This is a genomic window from Pseudanabaena sp. FACHB-1998 (genome assembly GCF_014696355.1).
Taxonomy (GTDB): Bacteria; Cyanobacteriota; Cyanobacteriia; order Pseudanabaenales; family Pseudanabaenaceae; genus Pseudanabaena.
Genome location: NZ_JACJQA010000016.1, coordinates 19,465 through 40,638 on the forward strand (window position 1 = coordinate 19,465; position 21,174 = coordinate 40,638).

Genomic DNA, 21,174 nt, shown 5'->3' on the forward strand with positions numbered 1-21,174 from the left:
CTAGTCTGCTTCAATGATAATTTTTGCCATCTCTTCAGCGATCGCGAAAGCATCAAAATAATCACCATGATCAATCTCTCGATTGGTTAATACGGTGGCATTGTGGCTATACATATTGCTAGGGGCTAGGGCAGGTAATGGATTCAGTCCTAAGCTATCCTCCCAGCGTTTTTGGAGATCCTTTCCTGTAAACAATTCCTTACCCTTTTGAATGGCTTCATGGAAAATTTGTTTTTCTACTTTGGAGGCTTGGAGAGCCTTATCATAACGGGAATAAAATAGATGAGTTTCCTCAATGAGGTGCTTTAGTCCTGCATGGAACGGTCCAATGTAGTCGGATTTGCCATTGGGAATGCCATCGACATCACATTGAGTGACTTCTCGCCGTTCCACATCAGGAGCCAACATCAAATAGCGATCGACAAAATAAGCATTTGCACCGCCCTTGTCTGTGCGTTTTAACTGTTTATCAATCTCTTCATTATTAATTGCAAAAACGGGCTTATAGGTTTCATTAATGAGTCCACGCAACATATTGCAGACTAAATAATTGCCCATGCTATGACCGATGATATGAATTTTAGCTTGGGGATTTTGAGTACGGATATAGCTAATTAGATTACCCAAGATCGGTGCAGTTTGGAGAGTCTCGGCGCGATCGGATGCATAGTCTAAAATGCTGCCATTAGAGGGCCAAGAGAAGCCCACAAAAGCGGTTAAATCTTGATTAGGATCGTCAAGAATAGGATCATAGTTAGAGTGAATTTTTGGTTCCCCATTCTCATCGGGCTGATACTCTTCATTCAGAATTGGTTCTGTAATTAATTTTTTACCATGCTTTGCCAAGGCGAGACTAAGAGTGTCAGCGAGTAAGGAAAAGGAAGTCAAGGCTCCGTGTAATGGCACATTAAAACCATGGATGCCAATGATAATCCGTTTGACCGATCGCGAAGGATTGGCAAGAAATTGATCAAATACAGTTTCCTGAGAGTTCTGAACGATCGCTTCAGAGGGCATCACTTCTGAATCCGTAGTAGATAAATAATGCGCCATATATTTTTTCATGTCTATCCAGTGATAGCCACCTTTCTGAAGCTTAATGCGTTGATCGCGATTGACATCTCGACCAAGGTTATCCAGATCGCGATTGGTGGCAAAGAACCGAATTGGCTTTAACATAATTTGATGATGAATGATTTGATGATGATTATTTTAGCTCTGTAAATCGGCAATTTTACCCATCCTCTTTTATGCTAATCAAAGTCTAATACCAAAGCTAAACACGGCAGAGTCGTGTTTAGTTTTGGTCACTTGCCAGAACCCAGAAGACGAATTGCGGCGCTTCGCACTGCAATTCGTCTTCTGGGCTCTGAGGCAACAGCTATATAATTAGTAAACTGTTTTAAAATTTAATAAGAATTTCCGCAAAAAGTACTTATATAGCTTTAACAAGTTATGTTTAAGACAAACCCATTTAATTTGTTCTGCCTTTAGATAAGACTTAGGTAATGCTAATGAGCCTAGAGCAATTCTAAATGAGTCATGAGAAATAGAATCTTATAACAAGGTGCTTACGCCCTTTGCCTTTCTCACAAATGAAATTGGATTGCTATATATAGAAATCCCCATAAGACCTAACATCCACCATGAAAATGCAGCCTTCGATTCTAGTCGTTGATGACGAACCTAATAATTTTGATGTAATTGAGGCTCTTTTAGATGATGATGAGTACCAGCTAAATTATGCATCTAGTGGGCTTAAGGCTATAGAAAGGCTGGACTCTCTACTTCCTGATGTCATTTTGCTAGATGTGATGATGCCAGAGCTAAATGGGATAGATGTATGTAAGAAAATCACCCAAAATCCGCGCTGGAAAATGATTCCCATTATTATGGTTACGGCGCTGACGGCTAAAGAGGATATGGTTGCGTGTTTAGCCGCAGGTGCTAGTGATTTTTTAAGCAAACCCGTGAATGGAGTCGAATTACGCGCCAGAATTAAGTCGATGATTCGCATCAAGCAGCAGTACGACGAACTGGAAACACTAATGCAGTCACGAGAAGATATGGTGAATATGATTGTGCATGATTTACGCACACCCCTCACCACCATCCTGCTTTCGGCGGAACTACTCAACGATCCTAATATGCCTGAAATTCGTAAGCCAGAGAAATTGGAACGAATCACTCGCGGAGGTCAAAGGCTACAATCCTTAATCGATAGCTTATTGATGATGGCAAAATTAGAAGCTGGGAAAATGGTTCTCAAATATACCAGTACTGATCTCCATCAATTATGTTCATCGCTGATCACTGATTTTGAAGTTATTGCTGCCCAAAAGAAGTTATCTCTAAGTATCTCTTTACCAGAAGTTAATGAAGAACGCCCCAAAGTAAAGGTCGATGTGCCAATTTTTCGTCGAATTCTGGATAATTTGTTATCTAATGCGATTAAGTTTTCCCCTAGCAATTCTTCAATTCAGGTTATACTTTCCTATCCAGAATCTGGCGGCGCTACCATCAGTGTAGCGGATATGGGTAGAGGAATTGATGAATCTATGAAGTCTGTTATTTTTGAGAAATATGAGATTGGCGCTCCTGTCAAAAACACCTCTCAATTAGGTCTGGGTTTGGCTTTCTGCAAGTTAGCGATCGAGGCTCATGGAGGAACGATCGCGGCTGAGAATAATCAACCGAATGGTTCAATTTTTACGATCACAATTCCATAATAGAAAGTGGCGGCGCTTTGCGCCGCCACTTTCTATAACTAAGCTTGAGAATAAATAAAAGCGGCGTAAAGCGCCGCCCTTCTCTATAACCAAGCTTGACGGAACGATTGGACAACTCGATCCATGCCGACGGATCGAGAGGCTTTAAAGAGAATCCGATCGCCACTTTCCACTTTTTGTAACAGGGTTTGGGTAATGTCATCATAGGACTGACAGGCGATCGCATACTTTAAAGAGCCATTAGCCCCAGCTAAAATCGCATCCGCCTCTCCATCGGCTAAAATCACGGCTCCCTCAATGCCCAGCTTACTAATCGCTTCTCCGACCTGTTGATGCAACTGTGCTGACATATCACCCAACTCCTTCATGGTTCCTAGCACCGCCCAATGGCGCTTCGCTGGCATATCTGCCAATTGGCGCAAAGCCGCTAACATTCCTTCAGGAGAAGCATTATAGGTTTCGTCGAGAATCAATACATCTTTGGGCAGTTGGTATAACTGCGCCCGTCCAAAGGGAAGATCGAGATGACCGATACCTTGAGTTGTCTGTTCCCAATCAAGATTAAGCGCCCTAAGTACCGCTAAACCAGCCAAAAAGTTTAAGGCATTATGGCGACCGGGTAGGGGTAACTCCCAAGTTAACCCTTCAACCTGTAATTTGTTATCAATTAACTCGCCATTGACATCGCCCATCCCCAGACCATAGGTGATGGTTTTGCCATGCCAAACCTGATTTGCAGTTTCCAGCAATAGAGGATTATTGGCATTAAGCACAGCAATAGCATCGGGCGGAGTTTCTGCCAAAAGCTCACATTTGGCTTGAGCGATCGCTTCTTTTGAACCCAATCTACCGATATGAGCCGTTCCCACATTTGTAATTACGCTCACAGTGGGCAGAGCAATCCGAGCGAGACGCTCAATTTCTCCTAAGCCACGCATACCCATTTCCGCAACCACAAAGTCATGCTGTTCCGAGTCGATCGCTAAGAGAGTTTGGGCAACACCAATGTCATTATTATGATTGGCTTGGCTTTTGTGAACCTGCTTATGGGGTGACACATAGCAAGACAACATACTGGCAATAATTTCTTTAGTTGTGGTTTTGCCTACGGAGCCTGTGACTGCGACTACTGGGCGCAAAAACTGCGATCGCCACCATCTTGCCAGATCTTGATAAGCGGTAAGTGTGTTATCCACCGCCAATAGGGGCAAACCCTTTATCTCCGATGAGCTAGCTAAGGACTTAAACCAGTCTCGACTAACTAGGGCGGCAACAGCTCCATTAGCGATCGCTGTCGCCACAAAGCCATGACCGTCAAAGTTTTCGCCTGTTAGAGCCACAAATAGCTCACCCGCTTTGAGTTTGCGACTATCGGAAACAACGCCCCTAATTTCTATGTTGTTTTGCGCGGTTTCGTCAATATTGGCAACTGTTGCCGATGTAATGGCGATCGCTTGGCTAATCGTACAAATACAGGTCATGCTTGGTTTTTTCTGTTCTTAGCTACTCTATACTGATCGTTTAGGGCGGCGCTTCGCGCCGCCCTAAATCAATATCTTTATTATTATCAGGCTTCAGGCAACACATCATCACCAAACATTTCACTTAAAGCGGTGATATAGGGTACAAATACTTCTACCTGCTGCGCGTCAAGATAGATATGCATTTCTTGAGAGAGTAACCTCAGCAAAGTGCGGACTAATTCCCAACTAACTTTGAGAGGGGGGTAAAGCATCACACAAAGCGGAAATAGCTCTTGCTGGATTGCCGAAACACTTTTTTCGAGAACGCAAAGGCAGAGATAAACCTGAAACATTTCAATGTCTCGTAAGCTGGATATCCGAATTTGGGGCGAACTTAAAACGCCGCTATAGCATTGATAATCGGCATACATAGTCAAAGTTTTTAAAGAAATTTGTCTTGCAATTTCACTGCTCAGGGTCAACAAGTGACGCACCGCTTCTAACTCAGGAGCGTGGTATTCGTAGTGACCAGCCGCTTCATAGCATCTTTGCAAGGGCATATAAAGATGATCATCAATTACTTTAAGGTAGGAAGTCACCACCAATTGCTCTAAGGGTGGTAGAGAATTTAGCAAAATCTGTCCACTGTAGTGGAACTGCATACTCACAAAGCCAATTACACGCGGATCGACGGATGTATATTTTTGGCGAATCTTGCCCACATTTTGGGCGATCGCTACAGACAGTTGACCAATAGATGGCAACTGAGTAAGTCCCTCCAGTTGAACATTCCGACCATTACTGAAAAATTCTATTTGGACAGACCGTGTAGCCGCATCTTCTGTATAAATCTGGAGAGCATGTTCTAAAAGAAATCGGGAATCGGTTGCAATTTGCCAAGGATCGATTAGGTCAGGACAGATCCCATGAGCCTGTAACTGCCCCATCAATAGATTCTCAGTTTTAGCCCAAGCTTGAGCGCTAGAAAATCGGAGAGCCTGTAACAAACTTGCCGCCGTTGCTTTACGTCGCTCCGAAGACAAAATTTCTGCCAAATTATTAGATTTAATTTCCTGCTTAGGAGAATCAACTTGCAGATTTTGAATATACTTTTTTGCCCAAATATTTGCTAAGGTTGGAACTGATGGACTAGTAACGCTATCAAAATCTTTTTTTAGGCTATCCGTAAGCATTTGTTCAATCATATGAATTTCAACGTTAAAAAAGTTTGTTAAATTAGTTACATTATATTGGCTCCGCCCCAATTAGTTAAGATTAGTTTAAAGAAATATTAGTATTCCTTCAGAAGTAGAGAAATATAATCCAGCTCTTTGCGCTTTCTTAAAACCCCGATAAATCTTAAAAAAGCTTGCTTTGTAAGCTTTTTTAAGATTTATCAGGACTAAACAAAGCTTAAACAGGCTGTAATTAGCTTATTTCCAGAATAAAATTATGGCGAAGTTAAGTAAAATTTGGATTTTCCCCATCAAATCTCTGGATGCGATCGCCGTTAATGAAGTAGAAATCACCTCTGGCGGAGCGCTAAAAGGCGATCGCGAGTTTGCCCTTTTTGATCAAAAAGGACTATATATCAATGCAAAACGTAATCCCAAAATCCATTTAATTAGATCCACCTACGATTTACCCAATCGCTTAGTTAGTCTCTGTATTCAAGATCTTGAAGCAAATTCTCGAAATATCACCACTTTTCATTTGGATCAAGATAGGGATTCTCTCTCGCACTGGCTCAGCGATTTTTTTGAGAAGCCCGTAGAAATACGCCAAAACCCCAGTAATGGCTTTCCTGACGATCCTGAATCTTGGGGCGCAACGATTGTTTCGGAAGCAACTTTACGCACTGTGCAAAGTTGGTATACTTCACCACAGCTTCGTATGGAACAGTTACAGCAACGCTTTCGGACTAATTTAGAAATTGCGGATACTGAACCTTTTTGGGAAGATCAATTAATTACCATATCTGGAAAAACGGTTCCCTTTAAGATTGGTCAAGTTCAATTTTTAGGAACAAATCCTTGTCAGCGTTGCCCCGTACCGACTCGCGATCCCTTCACAGGCGAAGTTTATCCAGATTTCCAAAAGATATTTATGCGCCAGCGTGAAGCTACTTTGCCCGTCAATATAGAGCGATCGCGCTTCAATCATTTTTACCGTCTGGCTTTAAATACTCAGATTCCTTTGACTGAGTCAGGTAAAGTTCTTAAATTAGGAGATTCCATTTCTCTGGAATGATACTTCCTTCCCATTCACACCCAAGCCCAAATTAGCGCACCATCTCCAATAACAAAAAAACATTGCTTCGCAATGTTTTCTTTTGTTATAGCAATGTAAGGGTTTCTTAGGACATAAAACCCAAAAAGCGAGTTGCGGCGCTTCGCGCCGCAACTCGCTTTTTGGGTTTTGGTTTGTACTAGCTAACTCTTGCTTTGCTATATTGGAGATTTAATCGACAAAAGAGATGTTAGTGCAATCCCTTTAATTGACGCACAAGGTGAATAATTTCGGGCAAAATTAACTGCTCGATCGCTAACTTCACCGCATTACTCGATCCAGGTAAAGAAAAGACTAATTTCCCCTTATAAACCCCTGCCTCAGAACGCGAAGCGATCGCCCTAGAGCCAACCTCTTGCCAACTCAAATAACGAAACATTTCCCCAAATCCCGGCAAGGTTTTTTCGAGCAAAGCGGCGATCGCATCATAGGTCGTATCGCGTGGGGCAATGCCAGTACCACCATTGAGAATAATCGCGTCAATATCGGCGATCGCGGATATTTTCTGCATCTGCTCCCGAATCTCGTCAGGTTCATCCTTGACCAAGGCATAATAATCGATGAGATGACCAGCATTACTCATGGATTGTTTAATGAAGTTGCCACTCTTATCAGTCTCAGGTGTGCGCGTATCACTGACGGTAATCACCGCACAGTGGACTTGATAGGAAGGAGGATCTGGACAAGGATTTTGAGAAGGTTTCATTTTTTGTCAATCTTATTACTTAAGAGCCTTACAGTAAGATGCTAACCAGATTTTTAGGGTCACTGCTTCGCTGCGACCCTAAAAATTTGGTTCTAGCCCTCGGCTTTATTTAAACTCATTCCATTCGCTTCCGCATAGCGATTCATAAAACGGAGAAAGCGTTCCCACTCGGATTGACCATTGATTTTATGAATAGCTTCAATTCCAGCCGATTTGCCATTGATAAATTTAGCGTTGACATTGCGTGTCACCATCTCGCCTTCTTCATCAATCATGTACATTCCCAAAATTTCATTGGTCGAGGCTTTTTCGCCAGTCATGCAATTGGGAGTCTCGAAGAAAAACACAGCAACACTGGTATCTCCATCTTTAGAGCGAGTAATTTTGACATCCGAAGCTTCTTCATCGATTCCGAGTGATAACTGTATTTTTGCTGACATTTTTTAAAACCTTGTATAAAACTTATTAAAAGTAACGTTGTATTAACATAACTCAAAATTAGTAGCGCATAAACATAGCGATTCTGATTATGAAAACAATTTTTGGATTTCCGCAGCTAAAGCCTCTGCAAAGCTTAGTAAGCGGATGTCCTTAGTCAAATACGACAGTGCGTAAACCTAAACCTGAACTAGCCGTCTGTCCATAAACCAGTACGCGATTTTGGAGGTGTTGCCTTACGCCTCTTGCCAAAACAATCCGCTCTAAATCTTTGCCCTTGCGAATTAGGTCGGTCACTGAGTCGCGATGCGATACCCGAATTACATCCTGTTCAATAATTGGACCCTCATCTAGTTCATCGGTAACATAGTGAGCCGTTGCCCCAATAATTTTCACTCCGCGTTTATAGGCTCGATGATAGGGGTTGGCTCCCGCAAAAGCTGGTAAAAAGGAATGATGAATATTAATCACCTGTGAAAATTGGGCTAAAAAATTAGGGCTTAAAACCTGCATATATTTAGCGAGAACTACCAAGTCAATTTGGTATTGCTTGAGCAAAGCTAATTGCTGTTTTTCTTGTTCGAGCTTATTTTCGGCAGTGATGGGAAGGTAATGGTAATTAATGCCAAAATTATGGGCGACCTTTTCTAAATCAGGATGATTGCTAATTACCACAGGGATGACGGCTGATAATTCCTGCGATCGCTGCCTCAAGATTAAGTCATATAAACAATGATCTTGCTTCGATACAAAAATGGCGATGCGGCGCACGTAATCAGAAAAGTGAATATTCCATTTAGCGCCTAGGTCGGTTGCTAACTTATCAAAAGTTGGGGCAATCTCCGATCGCTCTAAGTCAAATGTCTCTAAGTCCCACTCAACCCGCATGAGAAATAGTCCTGCTGTGGCATCCGTATGTTGATCAGCATGGATAATATTGCCACCATGAGAAAATACCCAGTCTGATATCTTGGCAACTAAGCCTTTTTGATCTGGGCAAGAAACCAGTAATGTCGCAGTCGTCATAACTTCTAGCTTTGAAGATCGCAGCACAATCTTCAAAAATCCTCAAATTTTCTCTCTATTGCCTTACATTTTATAGCGATTAGAGCGATCGCCATCTGAGAAAACTAAACCCAGATAAAAGAATCACTCGCATAGCGAGTGGCTCTTTTATCTGGGTTTCTATCAAGACTAGCTAGATACTTATAGGTTTATGACAACCATTAAGATAAATTCTGAGGCTTCCATAGATATTTTCGTAAATCTATTTTGCCTACCTCACTAAACTTGAGGCCCTCCGCCTCCAGTAGCGATCGCTGTAAGTAGTCGGTTCCAAAGCGCAAAGGCGACAGCGAAACTTCACCCTTAGCATTTACCACTCGATGCCAAGGAATATCCATCTTTTGTATATCCACACGGTAAAGGGCATACCCCACCACCCTTGCTTTACCCGCTAGATTAGCAAGTTCTGCGATCTGACCATAGGTGGCAACTTGACCCGACGGAATCTGACGGACAATTTCATAAATGCGATCGTAATTTGAATACTTACTACTCATAGCTGTTGACGATAGTGTAGATTTGTAGCTTCTACAGAATTAGTGACCGAAATCACTTCCCGTTCCTTAAAAATTTAGCTACTATAGTAATGTCAAAATACTAAGACATTTCCACTGGAGAAACTTTAATGCTAGCGGCGGAATGCATCGATTCCAGAGCTAACGTGAATATCGAGGAAAAGCGACGTACGACTACACGCATTGCGATGCGTGTGCCAAGAAGTTGCTATGGCGAGCCAATTATCTCTCGTCTATCCTGTGAACACGGCTTAACTGTAACTATTATTGCTGCTCTTCTTGGTGAAAATCCTGAAGATGATGGCTGGTTCACTTTAGAACTGACAGGAACAACACAACAAATTCAAAGTGGCATTATTTATTTAGAAGAACTAGATTTAGAAATTTGGGATAAAACGGCTGTCGAAGACGAAAGCTGGTAAATAAAAAAGGCTTGCTAAGCAAGCCTTTTTTATTTTTTAGAGAGTTGCGACGCTCCGCGTCTGAACTTTCTGTTGTTTTTTTGCTTGTACCTCCCGCTTAGCGGGAGGTACAACAATACCTACTTATTAGGTTGAGGAGTCAAACGCAAATAGGGCTTTACAGGATTAAAACCTTTAGGAAACTTGGTCTTAGCTTCTTCGTTAGATACTGAAGGTACGATTACGCAATCATCGCCATCTTTCCAGTTAGCAGGTGTGGCAACACTGTAGTTATCAGTCAACTGCAAGGAATCAATTACACGCAAGATTTCATCAAAGTTACGACCAGTACTAGCAGGGTAGGTCAAGCTAAGGCGTAGCTTTTTGTTGGAATCAATAATAAATACTGAGCGTACGGTCAAAGTATTGCCTGTAGCTGAGTTGGGGTGAATCATGTCATACAACTCAGAAACTTTTTTGTCTTCATCAGCAAGGATGGGATAGTTTAAGGTTGCATTTTGAGTTTCTTCAATATCACCGACCCATCCTTTGTGAGATTCAACACCATCAACGCTTAAAGCGATCGGCTTGATGTTGCGCTTTTCAAATTCTGGTTTGAGTTTAGCGACAGTGCCTAATTCAGTGGTGCAAACAGGTGTGAAGTCTTTGGGGTGAGAGAATAAAATCGCCCAGCTATCGCCGATCCACTCATGAAAATTAATTGTGCCTTCGGTGGAGTCTTGAGTAAAATCGGGTACGGTATCGCCTAAACGCAGTGTCATAGTTTTAATTCAGTCTTCTTTGTTACAGATCTAAGATACAAGATCAAAGGAAAAACCGCTAGCCATATAGGGCGGTATTCCCATCGCTTTACTGTAGATTATGGCATTATCCATCGTAAATTGACAAAAAGTTAACTAGAGTTAACGATTGACATTATGCTGCCTTTACAGGAAACTTAATATCTGCAACTTCAAAATACCAATCGCGGAACTGGCGGAATTGGTAGACGCGCATGTTTCAGGTACATGTGTTGAAAGACTTGGGGGTTCAAGTCCCCCGTTCCGCATTAAATTCTAAATAGGTAAGGATGGGTGGCGCTTTGCGCCACCCATCCTTACCTATTTAGACCTACCGTAAGGTGATAATTTATTGTTATCTATCGTTTCTGAGTAACTCTTGTCTGAACTAATTGACAATGCGGTATATCAACAACGTCCCACATGGGACGAGTATTTTATGCTCCTCACTAAACTAGCGGCTCTGCGATCGACTTGCCTTGCCTTTCCCGTGGGAGCCGTAATCGTCAAAGACAAGCAAGTGTTAGCTACTGGCTACAATGGCTCGCCATCAGGCTCAGTCCATTGCACCACTCAAGGTTATTGCTATCCAAATTTAAGTAGTTGCGACGCTAGTAAGGATTTTCCATCGCGGGCGGTTCATGCGGAAGCCAATGCGATCGCGCAGGCCGCTAAGCATGGTATTTCAACTGATGGCGCGAGTATTTATGTCACCTTAGAGCCATGTATTTCCTGCTTGAAACTAGTTGTCTCCGCAGGTATTCGCGAAGTCTATTATGAAACTAGTTTTAATAAGGGAAATAATGCGGCTCTATGTCAATCCTTTGTCGCTGAGGGTTTAGTTATGCTTAAACAGATTCAGATCTCCCCTTCAGTTCTTCAAAAAGCCAATTTATTTCTAAGCTCTCCTACCTCTGAATTACGTCTGTTTTCTTAAAACAAATAAAGGTGGCGCAAAGCGCCACCTTTATTTGTTTTAAGCGAGGTCGCTTAAAGCTACGCGAAAGCCATAATAGTTGTACCAATTGACAAAGGGATCTTTGCGGCGATTGGCGGCTCGACATTCCCAAGCATCATGTTTCCACGATCCGCCCCTCAAAACGCGATATTGCATATCGCCTCCAAATTCCCAAATGGAAGAAATGGCTGGTCTACCACGATAGTCCTCATGCCAAGGGTCGGCGCACCATTCCCAAACATTCCCATGCATATCGTATAGACCAAAATCATTAGCAGGAAAAATTCCTACAGGGGTAGTTTGTCCACGATATTTAACAGAAGCTTCAGAGTTATGTTGCAATCGACTATCGTAATTGGCAAAATCTGAGCTAATCTCTTCCCCAAAAGCATAGCGACTAGATTTTCCGCCAAGACAAGCATATTCCCATTCAGATTCGCTAGGTAAGCGATATTTTCTTCCTGTTATTTTGCGAAGACGCTTACAAAATTCTACGGCATCAATCCATGAGACATTCTCTACAGGAGCAACTTCATTTTTGAAATGAGAAATATCAGGATTAAGTTGGTGTCCAATTTCGGGTAACTTAGCGATCGCTTGCCATTGTCTTTGGGTAACGGGATATTTCCCTAAATAAAAAGAAGATACCTCAACTTGCTGTGGTGGTCTTTCGTTGGAATAGCCTTCCTCTTTATAGGAAGTTCCCATCATAAATTTACCTTCTGGGATAGAAACCATCTCCAAAAAGTTATCGCCCCCTAAGTACTCGGAGATTATTTGTCTATTAGTTTGATCCATAATAAAACCCCCTAAAGTATCTAATTTTTAGATTGATCTAAATTATATAAGTAGCTGGACGCAAATCTCTATAAAAAACCGAAGCTACGGCTCACGCGCAGCGTGAGCCACTCTTGAATAATATGTCAGCCAAGCTGGTGACTTCTTAAAGCACTTTGCGCTCAAACCCAAATCAAGAGATTTTTGGAAAGGCTTGCAAAGTAAGCTTTTCCAAAAATCTCTTGCGGTTCGATGGATCGGAACTTGCTGTAATTTTGCCTATGCTCATTTGCAGCTTTATCTTCAGCAAACTATAATCAAGTGGTAATTATTTAGGGATTAGATCTAGGTGGGACTTAAGTTTAAATTTGCGATCGCCTCCGATTTGCATATCGCATTACCCCATACGATTTGGCATCATCCATCGCGATTTCATTTAGTCGAATATAGCATTCCTGCCTTTGAAGAAGTGCTATCCCAACTAGCTCACCTAGATTTAGATTTTTTACTTTTACCAGGCGACCTTACTCAACACGGAGAGCCAGAAAACCATCAATGGCTATCTAGTCGGCTAGAAAAATTACCCTATCCCGTCTATGTGATTGCAGGAAATCATGATGTTCCAAAGGTGGAAACCTTTGATAAATTCACTCCCCACTATACTAAATTTGGTTTTAATCAGGGTGTCAGCGAGCCGCACAAGCTTTACTATGAGCATGAAGTCCTCCCTAATGTCCGCTTAATTGGATTGAATTCTAATCAATTTGATGAGGATGGGCAACAGATTGGATGGATAGATGATGAGCAATTAGATTGGTTGCAAAAGGTTCTCGATCGCCAAGATTATGAATTGAACTTAGTCATGATTCATCATAATGTGCTGGAGCATATGCACGATCAGGCAAGTAACGCCTTGGGTAAGCGCTATATGCTGGATAACACCAAAAGTTTATGTGAAATATTACATAAAGCTCAGGTCAAACTTGTATTTACAGGACATCTCCATGTTCAGGATATTGCCTATAGCGATCGCTACGATTTTTATGACATCACTACAGGCTCTCTGGTTAGCTATCCTCATCCCTATCGTGTCCTTAATTACATGTCCGACGCATCGGGCGATCGCTTAGAAATAGAATCTTTTCGCGTTAAATCAATTCCTGAACAATCCGATTTGTTACATTTCTCGCGCGAATGGATGGGCGATCGATCGCATCCCTTTGTAATTAAATTACTTACCCATCCACCGCTTAATTTGCCTTTAGATGTGGCTGAAAATATGACCCCAGAGCTGCGCTATTTTTGGGCTTACATAGCTGATGGTGATGCTAAATTTGAATTTCCTAATTTCCCCAAAGTTGCCAAAAAATATTTTGAATCCTTTAGCGATATTCCGCCTACCGACAATAATGTCACACTTGTACTAAAACAGAACCATTAATACCAAAGCCCAAAAGGATGAGAGGAGGTGCAAAGCGCCTCCTCTCATCCCCAAAACAGCCCTTAATTAGGCGGGAGCTGCCTATGCGTAAAACCCAAATAAGCTGATTCGCCCGCAAAGCGGGCGAATCAGCTTATTTGGGTTTTATATTTAATTATGCCTAACTACTTAATCATTAGACAGGAAATATTACATTTTGTAGCGTTATCAATCAATTCATTCAAATAATCAATCTCTTATCTGACAAGATGCAAAAAATATCAATCATATTTCAAGTTGAGAAAATCAAATTTTCTTACTTTGCATTTATGGGACTAACGCATCAAATGTCAATGCTGCGCCAGTCCTGAGTTGAAAAACTAATAAGCCCAAGAGGATTGAACCTAATGTCTGAAGAAATTGATAGAGAAGTTACATCAAAAAAAGTAACATCACAGCCAAATAACTCTATAAATGAAAGTAGGATTTCTGAACAACGCACAACCAGAGTAACTAATGACAACAATGTTAATGGTTTGGTCGTGATTGTGTTACTTTCTTTAGCAGTTTTTGGAGCGGGGGCGATCGCCTATTTAGCAAATAATCGCTCAACTCCTACACCTGTGTCAGTTCCTCCTGTCAAGGATACGGTGAAAGAGAATAAGTCAACGGTAATCGAACGAAATAATACAACCATCAGAGAAGTTAGCCCCGCTACGCCTCAACCTAATCCCAAAGTTGAAGTTAACCTTCCTGTAACAATTACCCAACCTCCCGTCGCTGCTCCCGCGCCACCACCACAGGTAGTTACACCAACTGCATCTCCGAAGCCAACTGCACAGGCAGTTACTCCCACACCAACCCCTAGCCCAACTAATTAAATCTATACGGGATTTGCCAGTAGCAATGCCAAAAGAGAATAGCGACGCTCCACGCCGCCATTCTCTTCGGGGGGGTACGCCCTAATACAATAGTTGTAAAAGCACAAAATGGCGTAGCCATTTTGTGCTTTGGTGTTAGCAGGTGCATCATCAAGAATAAAACTAGCTAATGGTATAGTATATTTTGTTTGATTTTCGCCCAGAATCTCGCTCCTGTAAAAGCTTATATCTCCCTATGACACCTAACCTTGCAAGAACTATTAATCGTCGTAAATTTATTGGACTTTCCACATTATTTCTATTGGGAGCCTGTGGGGCGCAAACCACACAAACAGCTAATCCATCAGGCAAAAGCAAAATTGTTTTTTGGACTATGCAACTAAAGCCGCAGTTCGATAAATATATGACTGACTTAATCACCGCTTTTGTGAAGGAAAACCCCACAGCAGAAGTGGAATGGGTAGATATTCCTTGGGGAGAAATGGAAACTAAGATTTTAAGCTCGGTTGCTGCTAAAACTGCCCCTGATGTGGTTAATCTCAATCCTCAGTTTGCTTCTAAATTGGCTGAGAAAAAAGCCTTATTAGATATGGGTACAATTTCCGAAGCAGACAAAGCTAGTTATTTTCCTAATATTTGGAAAGCCAATCAACTCGATAACAGTACGTTTGGATTGCCTTGGTATGTGGCTACTGATATCACCATTTATAATCGGGCTTTGTTTGAGAAAGCGGGATTAGATCCAGCCAAGCCTCCCAAAACCTTTGAAGAACTAACTAAAGTTTCAGAACAGATTAAAGCGAAAACAGGAAAATATGCTTTTCTATTAACTATGGATGGGGGGCAAGTCCTTGAGTCGATGGTACAAATGGGAATGAAGTTGCTAGACAGTAATGGCAAAGCTGCTTTTAATGATGCAAATGGTAAAGCTGCTTTTGACTATTGGGTAAATTTATTTGAAAAGCAATTAATTCCTCGCGAAATTCTCACCGAAGGACATCGTAAAGCAGTGGAGCTTTATCAAGCAGGAGAATTAGCCATTTTGCTCACTGGCCCCCAGTTTTTGCAAACCGTTGCTCAAAATGCCCCAGAAATTGCCAAAGTGACTGATGTTGGCGCACAAATCACTGGTTCAACGGGCAAAAAGAGCGCCGCCGTAATGAATATAGCTGTACCGACGAACTCAACTAATCAAGCTTTAGCGGTCAAGTTTGCGCTGTATTTGACTAATGCGGAGAATCAATTGGCTTTTACAAAGGTGGAGAATCTCTTGCCTTCGACAATTAAAAGTTCGAGCGATCGCTATTTCACTGAAGCCGCTAAAGATGCGCCCTTGCTAGATCGCGCTAGAGTAATTAGTGCTTCGCAATTACCTCAATCAGAAGTATTAATTCCGCCTGCGAAGGATATTGAAAAACTGCGTAAAATTATTTACGAAGAATTACAGTTAGCGATGCTCAAAGAGAAGCCTAGTGATAAAGCGATCGCCAGTGCTGCCGAGCGTTGGAATTCGCTATAAGATCAGAAGAGGCGATTAGCACCTCTTCTGGGTTTAGCCTTTCCATGTGCCATGAAAGCCCATTGGCACGACGCTTGGTAAACCAAGACGACAGACTGGCTCGGAATCTAGGCGATCGCTGTCAAATACCCATACTTCTGAAGATTCGCGATCGCCATCAAACACAACGGTTATCACCCAGCCAGAATCAGGATTGACGGGATTAGACGCAAATAATGGCTCCATTGGATAGCGATTTGTACCCAGATCGGCTTCGGTCAATGTATCTGTTTGCTTGTCATAACGGGCGATCGCCCCAAATAGATCGTGATTAATCACCGCATCAGGGCGATGAATTGCCAGATAGGTATAGCGGGAGTTTTGTCCAACTTGGGAAGGCGGAACGATAGGAAATTCAGAACCCCGATCAACTAATTGCGAAGCTTCCAGAAATTCACCTGTTTGGGGATTGAGGCACATTTGCCAAAGCTTTCCCTTTGCATAGGTTTGGGTTTTACCTGAAGCGACTTCTTTGAGATATTGGTTGGTGGCAAAGTCTGGATAGCGTACTAAGTCAAAGATCAAGTTACCATCGCGATCGCTATAACCATTGCCAAAATGCCATTGAAACCAAGGTTCGGCAACATTGCGACTGACTAATTCCAGACTATGGCGATCAAATACCAAAATCTCCGTTCCCTCTTCAGGCTTCCAAGCTAATGAATCGCTGTAGCTCTTTAAATTTAGTAGCACAGGCAGTGGATTCATCCGCAGAGGTGGTACACAGAAAATCAAATAATCTCCTGCGAGGACAAAATCATGGATCATTGGCAGCCCTGCCAAAGTTGTCTGATTCTTCTTGATCAGATTGCCATAGCGATCGCTGCGATAAAGATTTAAGGTCGCATTTTTGCCATAGGAAATACCAAAATTAAAAATCTCGCCAGTCTGAGGATCGCGTTTTGGATGAGCAGAATAGGGAAGGTGATTTTCCAAGCCTTCCAGATTTTCTAAGCCATAGGTTTCTAAAGTCTCTAGGTTCAGCGCATGGGGCAAGCCACCTTCCCAAAGAGCCAGTAGTTTATCGGGCAGAGCAATTACGGAAGTGTTGGCGACATTCTTCGAGGACTTGCCGAAACGCTGCCACCATGATCCTGTAGCGGTCATGCCATAATTGCCATAGATCAATTTATCGGCTTTCTCTTCTTCTATATATCTTTCAGTTTGGACATAGCGATAGGTGGCACGGGCTTGACCTTCGGCAAAGTGGACAGCCAAAATTGCACCATCGCCATCAAACCAATGTCCTACTTGCATTCCGCCACGTTCTAGTCTGGCTGGTCCATTGCGATAGAGAGAACCTTTGAGATTTTCGGGAATCTTACCAGAAATCGTTGAAAGTTGAGTGAGAGGGAATTCACTAGCTGGTTTTGCGATCGCCTTCCCCCAAGATGGTTGTGTGGCTTGTTTGTCAATAGTTGTAGTCATGATTTTCTCTGATTTAATAGGTTCTAAGAAGAATAGGGAATCCCACCGCTTCACCGAGCCGCTTTTTTTCGCGTCCTGCCACTACTGATTTAAAGCGATCGGGATAGTTAGAACCTTTACGGTTTGGAACTTGGCTCGGATCGATGATGGTCATAGATTTGTAATTTTAGGTGTTTTGCATATGCACTTAGTTGAATATACTAAACAATGTATACTCAACTAAGTGCATATGTCAACACTTAAAATTACAAAATATGTCTCTTGCTTACGCTCTATTGGTTTCACTGATTCAAGAACCTAAAAGCGGCTATGACCTAGCCAAACAATTTGATGGCTCGGTAGGTTTTTTCTGGCAAGCTACACACCAGCAGATTTATCGAGAGCTAACTAAACTAGAGCAGCAAAATTGGATCAATGCTGAAGCGATCGCCCAAGCGGGACGACCAGACAAAAAAATCTTCTCAGTAACCGATTTAGGTTTGTCGCATTTAAAAACATGGCTACTGCAATCCAGTGATGTTGCATCTGTGAAAGATGAGTTTTTACTTAAAATTTATGCGGGTTATTTAATACCTGAAAATGCGATCGCGCAAAAAATCAAAGATCATCGTCAACTGCATCAGCAACAACTGGAGATCTATCAAGCGATCGAGCAAAACTTTTTTAGTCAGCCTGAAAAATGCGGTATGGAATCGCGCTTTGCGTATTTAACTTTGCGCCGAGGAATTAATTTTGAAAAGGGCTGGATTGATTGGTGTGATGAGGCTTTATCGATATTAAAGACTTGGCAAGAGCAAAAATAAAGAAGTGGTCGCTCAGCGACCACTTCTTTATTGAGGATTAGTTTGGCTAGGAATCATCACGATCGCCCAATAGGGAACCTGATCGGGATCAACTTCGGTGATCGGCTTAATCACTTGATTGGGCAAAGTTGCTCGTTCGATGTATAAAGCACGTTCAAAGAGGTTTAATTCTTCTAAAACAGCCTTCAGTTTGGCGAAATGTCTACCAAGTTTAATAATTACAGCAGCATCAGCAACTGCGAGGCGATCGCGTAAAATATTCGCTTCCAAAGTTGCAGGCATAATGCTCAACACATCATTGCGGAAAGTGAGCGGCGCACCCAACATCGCGGCACTGGCAAAGGTGGAAGATATTCCGGGGATCACTTCGGTATGAAAGCGATCGGATAAACGCTTAAAAATATACATGAAGGAACCGTAAAGCATGGGATCGCCTTCGCAAAGTACGGCAACATCGCGCCCTGCTTCTAAATGTTCAGCAATTTTCTCTGCGCCAATATCGTAATAGGGCTGTGAAGATCTTTCTACGCTAAAGGGAAGCGGCATTGGCACTTCGATCTGGTCAGGACGAATATAATCAGCAACGATCGCCCTAGCAAAGACTTTGCCGCTTTCCATCGTTGGGTAGGCGATCACGGGAACTGAGGTTAAGATACGATGCGCCTTGATCGTCAATAGCTCTGGATCTCCAGGTCCAAGCCCTAGCCCATATAAATTTCCTTTTGCTTTTGCTTTTATTTCGATGATGTTTTCCATTAAATTTTTCTTAATAATATAGAAATTAATGTAGGCGGCGCTTTGCGTCGCCTACATTAATTTCTGGGTTTATAGCTCATTCTCCATCGCTAAGGCATTCAAGGCTGCGGCGCACATCGCACTTCCCCCGCGCCGACCGTGAATGGTCAAAAAGGGGATACCACGACTATTTTCCGCTAAAGCTGCTTTTGACTCGATCGCACCGACAAAACCAACAGGGAATCCTAGTATAACGGCTGGCTTCGGAAAACCATCATCAAGCAATTCTAAGAGTCGAAATAGTGCTGTGGGCGCATTACCGATCGCCACAATCGATCCCGCAATATGCGATCGCCACAATTCCATCGCCGCCGCCGATCTCGTATTGCCGATTTGTTTGGCAAGGTCAGGAACTTCAGGCTCATTGAGAGTGCAAATTACGGCATTATTTGCTGGTAAGCGTTTACGAGTCACACCATTTGCCACCATCTGCGCGTCACAGAGAATGTTTGCACCATTTTTAAGCGCTTCTCTCCCAATTTTGACCACATCTTCAGAATAGGCGAGATCGTTAACTATATCGGTCATCCCACAGGAATGAATGAGCCGCACAGCAACCACTTCTAAATCCTGTGGCAAGATCGCTAAATTCGCCTCAGCGCGAATCGTAGCAAAGGATTTGTGATAGATTTCATTACCATCACGAATGTAATCAAGCATGGCTGATCACTTCCCTTAATTCTTGCAGGTCGCATTGATTCACAAATTCTCGAAAACTCTGATCAGGATTTTGGCGCTGAGTTTGATAGATATTGATCAAGCGTTCCATTAAGTGGGGTAGTTCATGAGCCGCATATTCTGCATAGAGTTCTCTCCCAAAATTAATTTCACCATCACCCACATAATCACCAACATAAATTTGATAACTTTCGGAATCTTTTCCTACTAGAGCAATGTCGCTGGCATGGTGCTGAGCGCAGGATTTATCACAACCTGAAAAATGCAAATTAATTGGATAATCCAATTGAATACATTTCTCTAAGTGCGAGGCGATCGCCTTGGCATCGGCTTGAGTATCCGTAAAGGCTGACTTACATCCTTTATATCCTGAACAAGCTGCGATCGCGGCATAGGGATGATTAGCTGAAATATACAATCCTAAATTCAAGATCTCCTGCGTTACCTGCTCAAGATCAACTTCCGCAATATCCGTAATCAGCAGATTTTGCCAAGGGGTTAACCGCAAAGCCCCACCACCAGATTGTTTAGCTAGTCTTGCTAATCCTGCGAGTTGCTGCGAAGTTAATCTTCCTAAAGGAACAACCACACCAATATAGAAAAGCCCCGATTGTTTTTGAGGATGAATCCCTAAATGCTCACAAGCCTCCAACGATCTTGTTCCCCTCTCCCCTAATGGGAGAGGGGCTAGGGGTGAGGGTTTTAATGTGTAACCTAATTTCTCTACAACCAGAGCAAGATACTTCTCCATGCCCCAATCATGAATTAAGTCTCTTAACCTTGGAGGACGCGATCGCAAATATATTTTTTGATTTAGCTGTTGCTGCGTATATTGTCGATAAACTTCTGTTAGCGCCGCCAGAACTTCTAAGACTTGGTTTTGAGAGATTAACACATTTACAGATACTGGCGAATCACCGCGATCGCCTAATCCTAAATGCAAATCAAAATAAATCTCTTGATCAACTTCAACCGCTACTAAACAAATATCATTAGGGCGATCGCTAACCCTAATTGCTTCACCACCATCAAAGCAAACACTAAATTTATTTGAGAGAATCGCCAATTCGGGATGCTGCAACAGATAGAAATTCCATGCTTTAACCAATGGAATTGTATTGAGTTTTGCGTGGACATCAATCCCTGCACTAGGACTAGCCATCAGATTCCTCAGACCGTCTGTGCTTTGGGTGCTAGAGGCAAGTCCATAGTCTTGAAAATCTAGCAGCACTTCTTCAGGTAAAGCTTGACTAGTGCGGATTTGCAGATTCGCTCGGTTAGTAATTTGAATTTCGCCATTACCAAATTTATTAACGACTTGTGTGAGAACTTCGCACTGAGTAGAAGTAATCAATCCCGCAGGTAAACGGATACGCGAAAGAATGCCGTCTTGGGCAGTGGTGGCATTAAAGAGACTGGGACAAATAGCTGTAGTAGATTGCAATTGAGAATATTCCAAAAAATAATCAC

22 protein-coding genes and 1 tRNA gene are annotated in these 21,174 nt (G+C 42.4%); 9 read left to right on the plus strand and 14 right to left on the minus strand.

All coding sequences use genetic code 11. The annotated features are described in order from the left end of the window. Positions 1 to 1,179 carry an alpha/beta hydrolase gene (locus H6F42_RS06565; RefSeq protein WP_190398559.1) on the minus strand — a complete coding sequence of 393 codons (1,179 nt, stop codon included), beginning with the start codon at positions 1,177 to 1,179 and terminating at the stop codon, positions 1 to 3. Between the two features lie 467 nt (positions 1,180 to 1,646). Between H6F42_RS06565 and H6F42_RS06570 the strand changes: the two genes are divergently transcribed. Further along, positions 1,647 to 2,729: a hybrid sensor histidine kinase/response regulator gene (locus tag H6F42_RS06570; RefSeq protein ID WP_190398560.1), complete on the plus strand. Its 1,083-nt coding sequence runs from the start codon at positions 1,647 to 1,649 to the stop codon at positions 2,727 to 2,729. 83 nt (positions 2,730 to 2,812) lie between these two features. Here the strand turns inward: H6F42_RS06570 and murF are convergent, their stop codons facing one another. Continuing rightward, positions 2,813 to 4,210, minus strand: coding sequence for a UDP-N-acetylmuramoyl-tripeptide--D-alanyl-D-alanine ligase (gene murF / locus H6F42_RS06575; RefSeq protein WP_190398561.1), 1,398 nt, complete (start codon positions 4,208 to 4,210; stop codon positions 2,813 to 2,815). A gap of 86 nt (positions 4,211 to 4,296) precedes the next feature. Beyond that, the gene (locus H6F42_RS06580; protein WP_190398562.1) at positions 4,297 to 5,397 is read right to left on the minus strand and encodes a hypothetical protein; all 1,101 of its coding nucleotides are present in this window, start codon (positions 5,395 to 5,397) and stop codon (positions 4,297 to 4,299) included. 247 nt (positions 5,398 to 5,644) lie between these two features. On the opposite strand from H6F42_RS06580, the gene H6F42_RS06585 reads away from it, so the two are divergent. Continuing rightward, entirely contained in the window at positions 5,645 to 6,442 is a 798-nt protein-coding gene (locus tag H6F42_RS06585) for an MOSC N-terminal beta barrel domain-containing protein (protein ID WP_190398563.1), read from the plus strand. Positions 6,443 to 6,671: 229 nt separating this feature from the next. On the opposite strand, the gene H6F42_RS06590 is transcribed toward H6F42_RS06585, so the two are convergent. The 4 genes from H6F42_RS06590 to H6F42_RS06605 all read right to left on the minus strand — a co-directional run bounded on the left by H6F42_RS06590 (position 6,672) and on the right by H6F42_RS06605 (position 9,187). Next, on the minus strand, positions 6,672 to 7,187 hold the full coding sequence (locus H6F42_RS06590; protein ID WP_190398564.1) for a MogA/MoaB family molybdenum cofactor biosynthesis protein: 516 nt from the start codon (positions 7,185 to 7,187) through the stop codon (positions 6,672 to 6,674). Between the two features lie 92 nt (positions 7,188 to 7,279). Beyond that, positions 7,280 to 7,627: a photosystem II reaction center protein Psb28 gene (psb28, locus tag H6F42_RS06595; RefSeq protein ID WP_190398565.1), complete on the minus strand. Its 348-nt coding sequence runs from the start codon at positions 7,625 to 7,627 to the stop codon at positions 7,280 to 7,282. Positions 7,628 to 7,778: 151 nt separating this feature from the next. Next, positions 7,779 to 8,651 carry a formyltetrahydrofolate deformylase gene (gene purU, locus H6F42_RS06600; RefSeq protein WP_190398566.1) on the minus strand — a complete coding sequence of 291 codons (873 nt, stop codon included), beginning with the start codon at positions 8,649 to 8,651 and terminating at the stop codon, positions 7,779 to 7,781. 200 nt (positions 8,652 to 8,851) lie between these two features. Beyond that, positions 8,852 to 9,187 (minus strand): MGMT family protein, encoded by a 336-nt coding sequence (locus H6F42_RS06605; RefSeq protein ID WP_190398567.1) that lies wholly within the window; start codon positions 9,185 to 9,187, stop codon positions 8,852 to 8,854. A gap of 128 nt (positions 9,188 to 9,315) precedes the next feature. On the opposite strand from H6F42_RS06605, the gene H6F42_RS06610 reads away from it, so the two are divergent. After that, a complete protein-coding gene (locus H6F42_RS06610; RefSeq protein ID WP_190398568.1) occupies positions 9,316 to 9,627 on the plus strand; it encodes an NIL domain-containing protein in 312 nt (103 codons plus the stop codon). Between the two features lie 119 nt (positions 9,628 to 9,746). Here the strand turns inward: H6F42_RS06610 and H6F42_RS06615 are convergent, their stop codons facing one another. Next, entirely contained in the window at positions 9,747 to 10,388 is a 642-nt protein-coding gene (locus tag H6F42_RS06615) for a peroxiredoxin (RefSeq protein WP_190398569.1), read from the minus strand. A gap of 205 nt (positions 10,389 to 10,593) precedes the next feature. Here H6F42_RS06615 and H6F42_RS06620 point away from each other — a divergent pair. Both H6F42_RS06620 and H6F42_RS06625 read left to right on the plus strand, forming a co-directional pair. Continuing rightward, a tRNA-Leu gene (locus tag H6F42_RS06620) sits at positions 10,594 to 10,675 on the plus strand. 110 nt (positions 10,676 to 10,785) lie between these two features. Beyond that, a complete protein-coding gene (locus H6F42_RS06625) occupies positions 10,786 to 11,343 on the plus strand; it encodes a dCMP deaminase family protein (RefSeq protein ID WP_190398570.1) in 558 nt (185 codons plus the stop codon). 39 nt (positions 11,344 to 11,382) lie between these two features. Here H6F42_RS06625 and H6F42_RS06630 read toward each other — a convergent pair whose 3' ends face one another. Then, positions 11,383 to 12,162, minus strand: a complete 780-nt coding sequence (locus H6F42_RS06630) for a formylglycine-generating enzyme family protein (protein WP_190398571.1) — start codon at positions 12,160 to 12,162, stop codon at positions 11,383 to 11,385. Positions 12,163 to 12,490: 328 nt separating this feature from the next. Between H6F42_RS06630 and H6F42_RS06635 the strand changes: the two genes are divergently transcribed. The 3 genes from H6F42_RS06635 to H6F42_RS06645 all read left to right on the plus strand — a co-directional run bounded on the left by H6F42_RS06635 (position 12,491) and on the right by H6F42_RS06645 (position 15,961). Further along, positions 12,491 to 13,582 carry a metallophosphoesterase gene (locus tag H6F42_RS06635; RefSeq protein WP_190398572.1) on the plus strand — a complete coding sequence of 364 codons (1,092 nt, stop codon included), beginning with the start codon at positions 12,491 to 12,493 and terminating at the stop codon, positions 13,580 to 13,582. 386 nt (positions 13,583 to 13,968) lie between these two features. Beyond that, positions 13,969 to 14,442, plus strand: coding sequence for a hypothetical protein (locus H6F42_RS06640; RefSeq protein ID WP_190398573.1), 474 nt, complete (start codon positions 13,969 to 13,971; stop codon positions 14,440 to 14,442). A 235-nt stretch (positions 14,443 to 14,677) separates the two neighbouring features. Next, positions 14,678 to 15,961, plus strand: coding sequence for a sugar ABC transporter substrate-binding protein (locus H6F42_RS06645; protein ID WP_190398574.1), 1,284 nt, complete (start codon positions 14,678 to 14,680; stop codon positions 15,959 to 15,961). Positions 15,962 to 15,994: 33 nt separating this feature from the next. Here the strand turns inward: H6F42_RS06645 and H6F42_RS06650 are convergent, their stop codons facing one another. Together H6F42_RS06650 and H6F42_RS06655 are read right to left on the minus strand one after the other, a co-directional pair. Continuing rightward, positions 15,995 to 17,428, minus strand: coding sequence for a carotenoid oxygenase family protein (locus H6F42_RS06650; RefSeq protein ID WP_190398575.1), 1,434 nt, complete (start codon positions 17,426 to 17,428; stop codon positions 15,995 to 15,997). Between the two features lie 13 nt (positions 17,429 to 17,441). Continuing rightward, entirely contained in the window at positions 17,442 to 17,582 is a 141-nt protein-coding gene (locus H6F42_RS06655; protein WP_190398576.1) for a hypothetical protein, read from the minus strand. Between the two features lie 100 nt (positions 17,583 to 17,682). On the opposite strand from H6F42_RS06655, the gene H6F42_RS06660 reads away from it, so the two are divergent. Next, positions 17,683 to 18,231 carry a PadR family transcriptional regulator gene (locus H6F42_RS06660; RefSeq protein ID WP_190398577.1) on the plus strand — a complete coding sequence of 183 codons (549 nt, stop codon included), beginning with the start codon at positions 17,683 to 17,685 and terminating at the stop codon, positions 18,229 to 18,231. 27 nt (positions 18,232 to 18,258) lie between these two features. Here the strand turns inward: H6F42_RS06660 and cobI are convergent, their stop codons facing one another. The 3 genes from cobI to cobG form a co-directional block, all read right to left on the minus strand. Continuing rightward, positions 18,259 to 18,987, minus strand: coding sequence for a precorrin-2 C(20)-methyltransferase (gene cobI, locus H6F42_RS06665; protein ID WP_190398578.1), 729 nt, complete (start codon positions 18,985 to 18,987; stop codon positions 18,259 to 18,261). A gap of 69 nt (positions 18,988 to 19,056) precedes the next feature. Then, complete coding sequence (locus H6F42_RS06670) at positions 19,057 to 19,686, minus strand: precorrin-8X methylmutase (RefSeq protein ID WP_190398579.1); 630 nt, start codon at positions 19,684 to 19,686, stop codon at positions 19,057 to 19,059. After that, positions 19,679 to 21,148: a precorrin-3B synthase gene (gene cobG / locus H6F42_RS06675; RefSeq protein WP_190398580.1), complete on the minus strand. Its 1,470-nt coding sequence runs from the start codon at positions 21,146 to 21,148 to the stop codon at positions 19,679 to 19,681. The genes H6F42_RS06670 and cobG overlap by 8 nt, the downstream gene beginning before the upstream one ends. Positions 21,149 to 21,174: the final 26 nt, after the last annotated feature.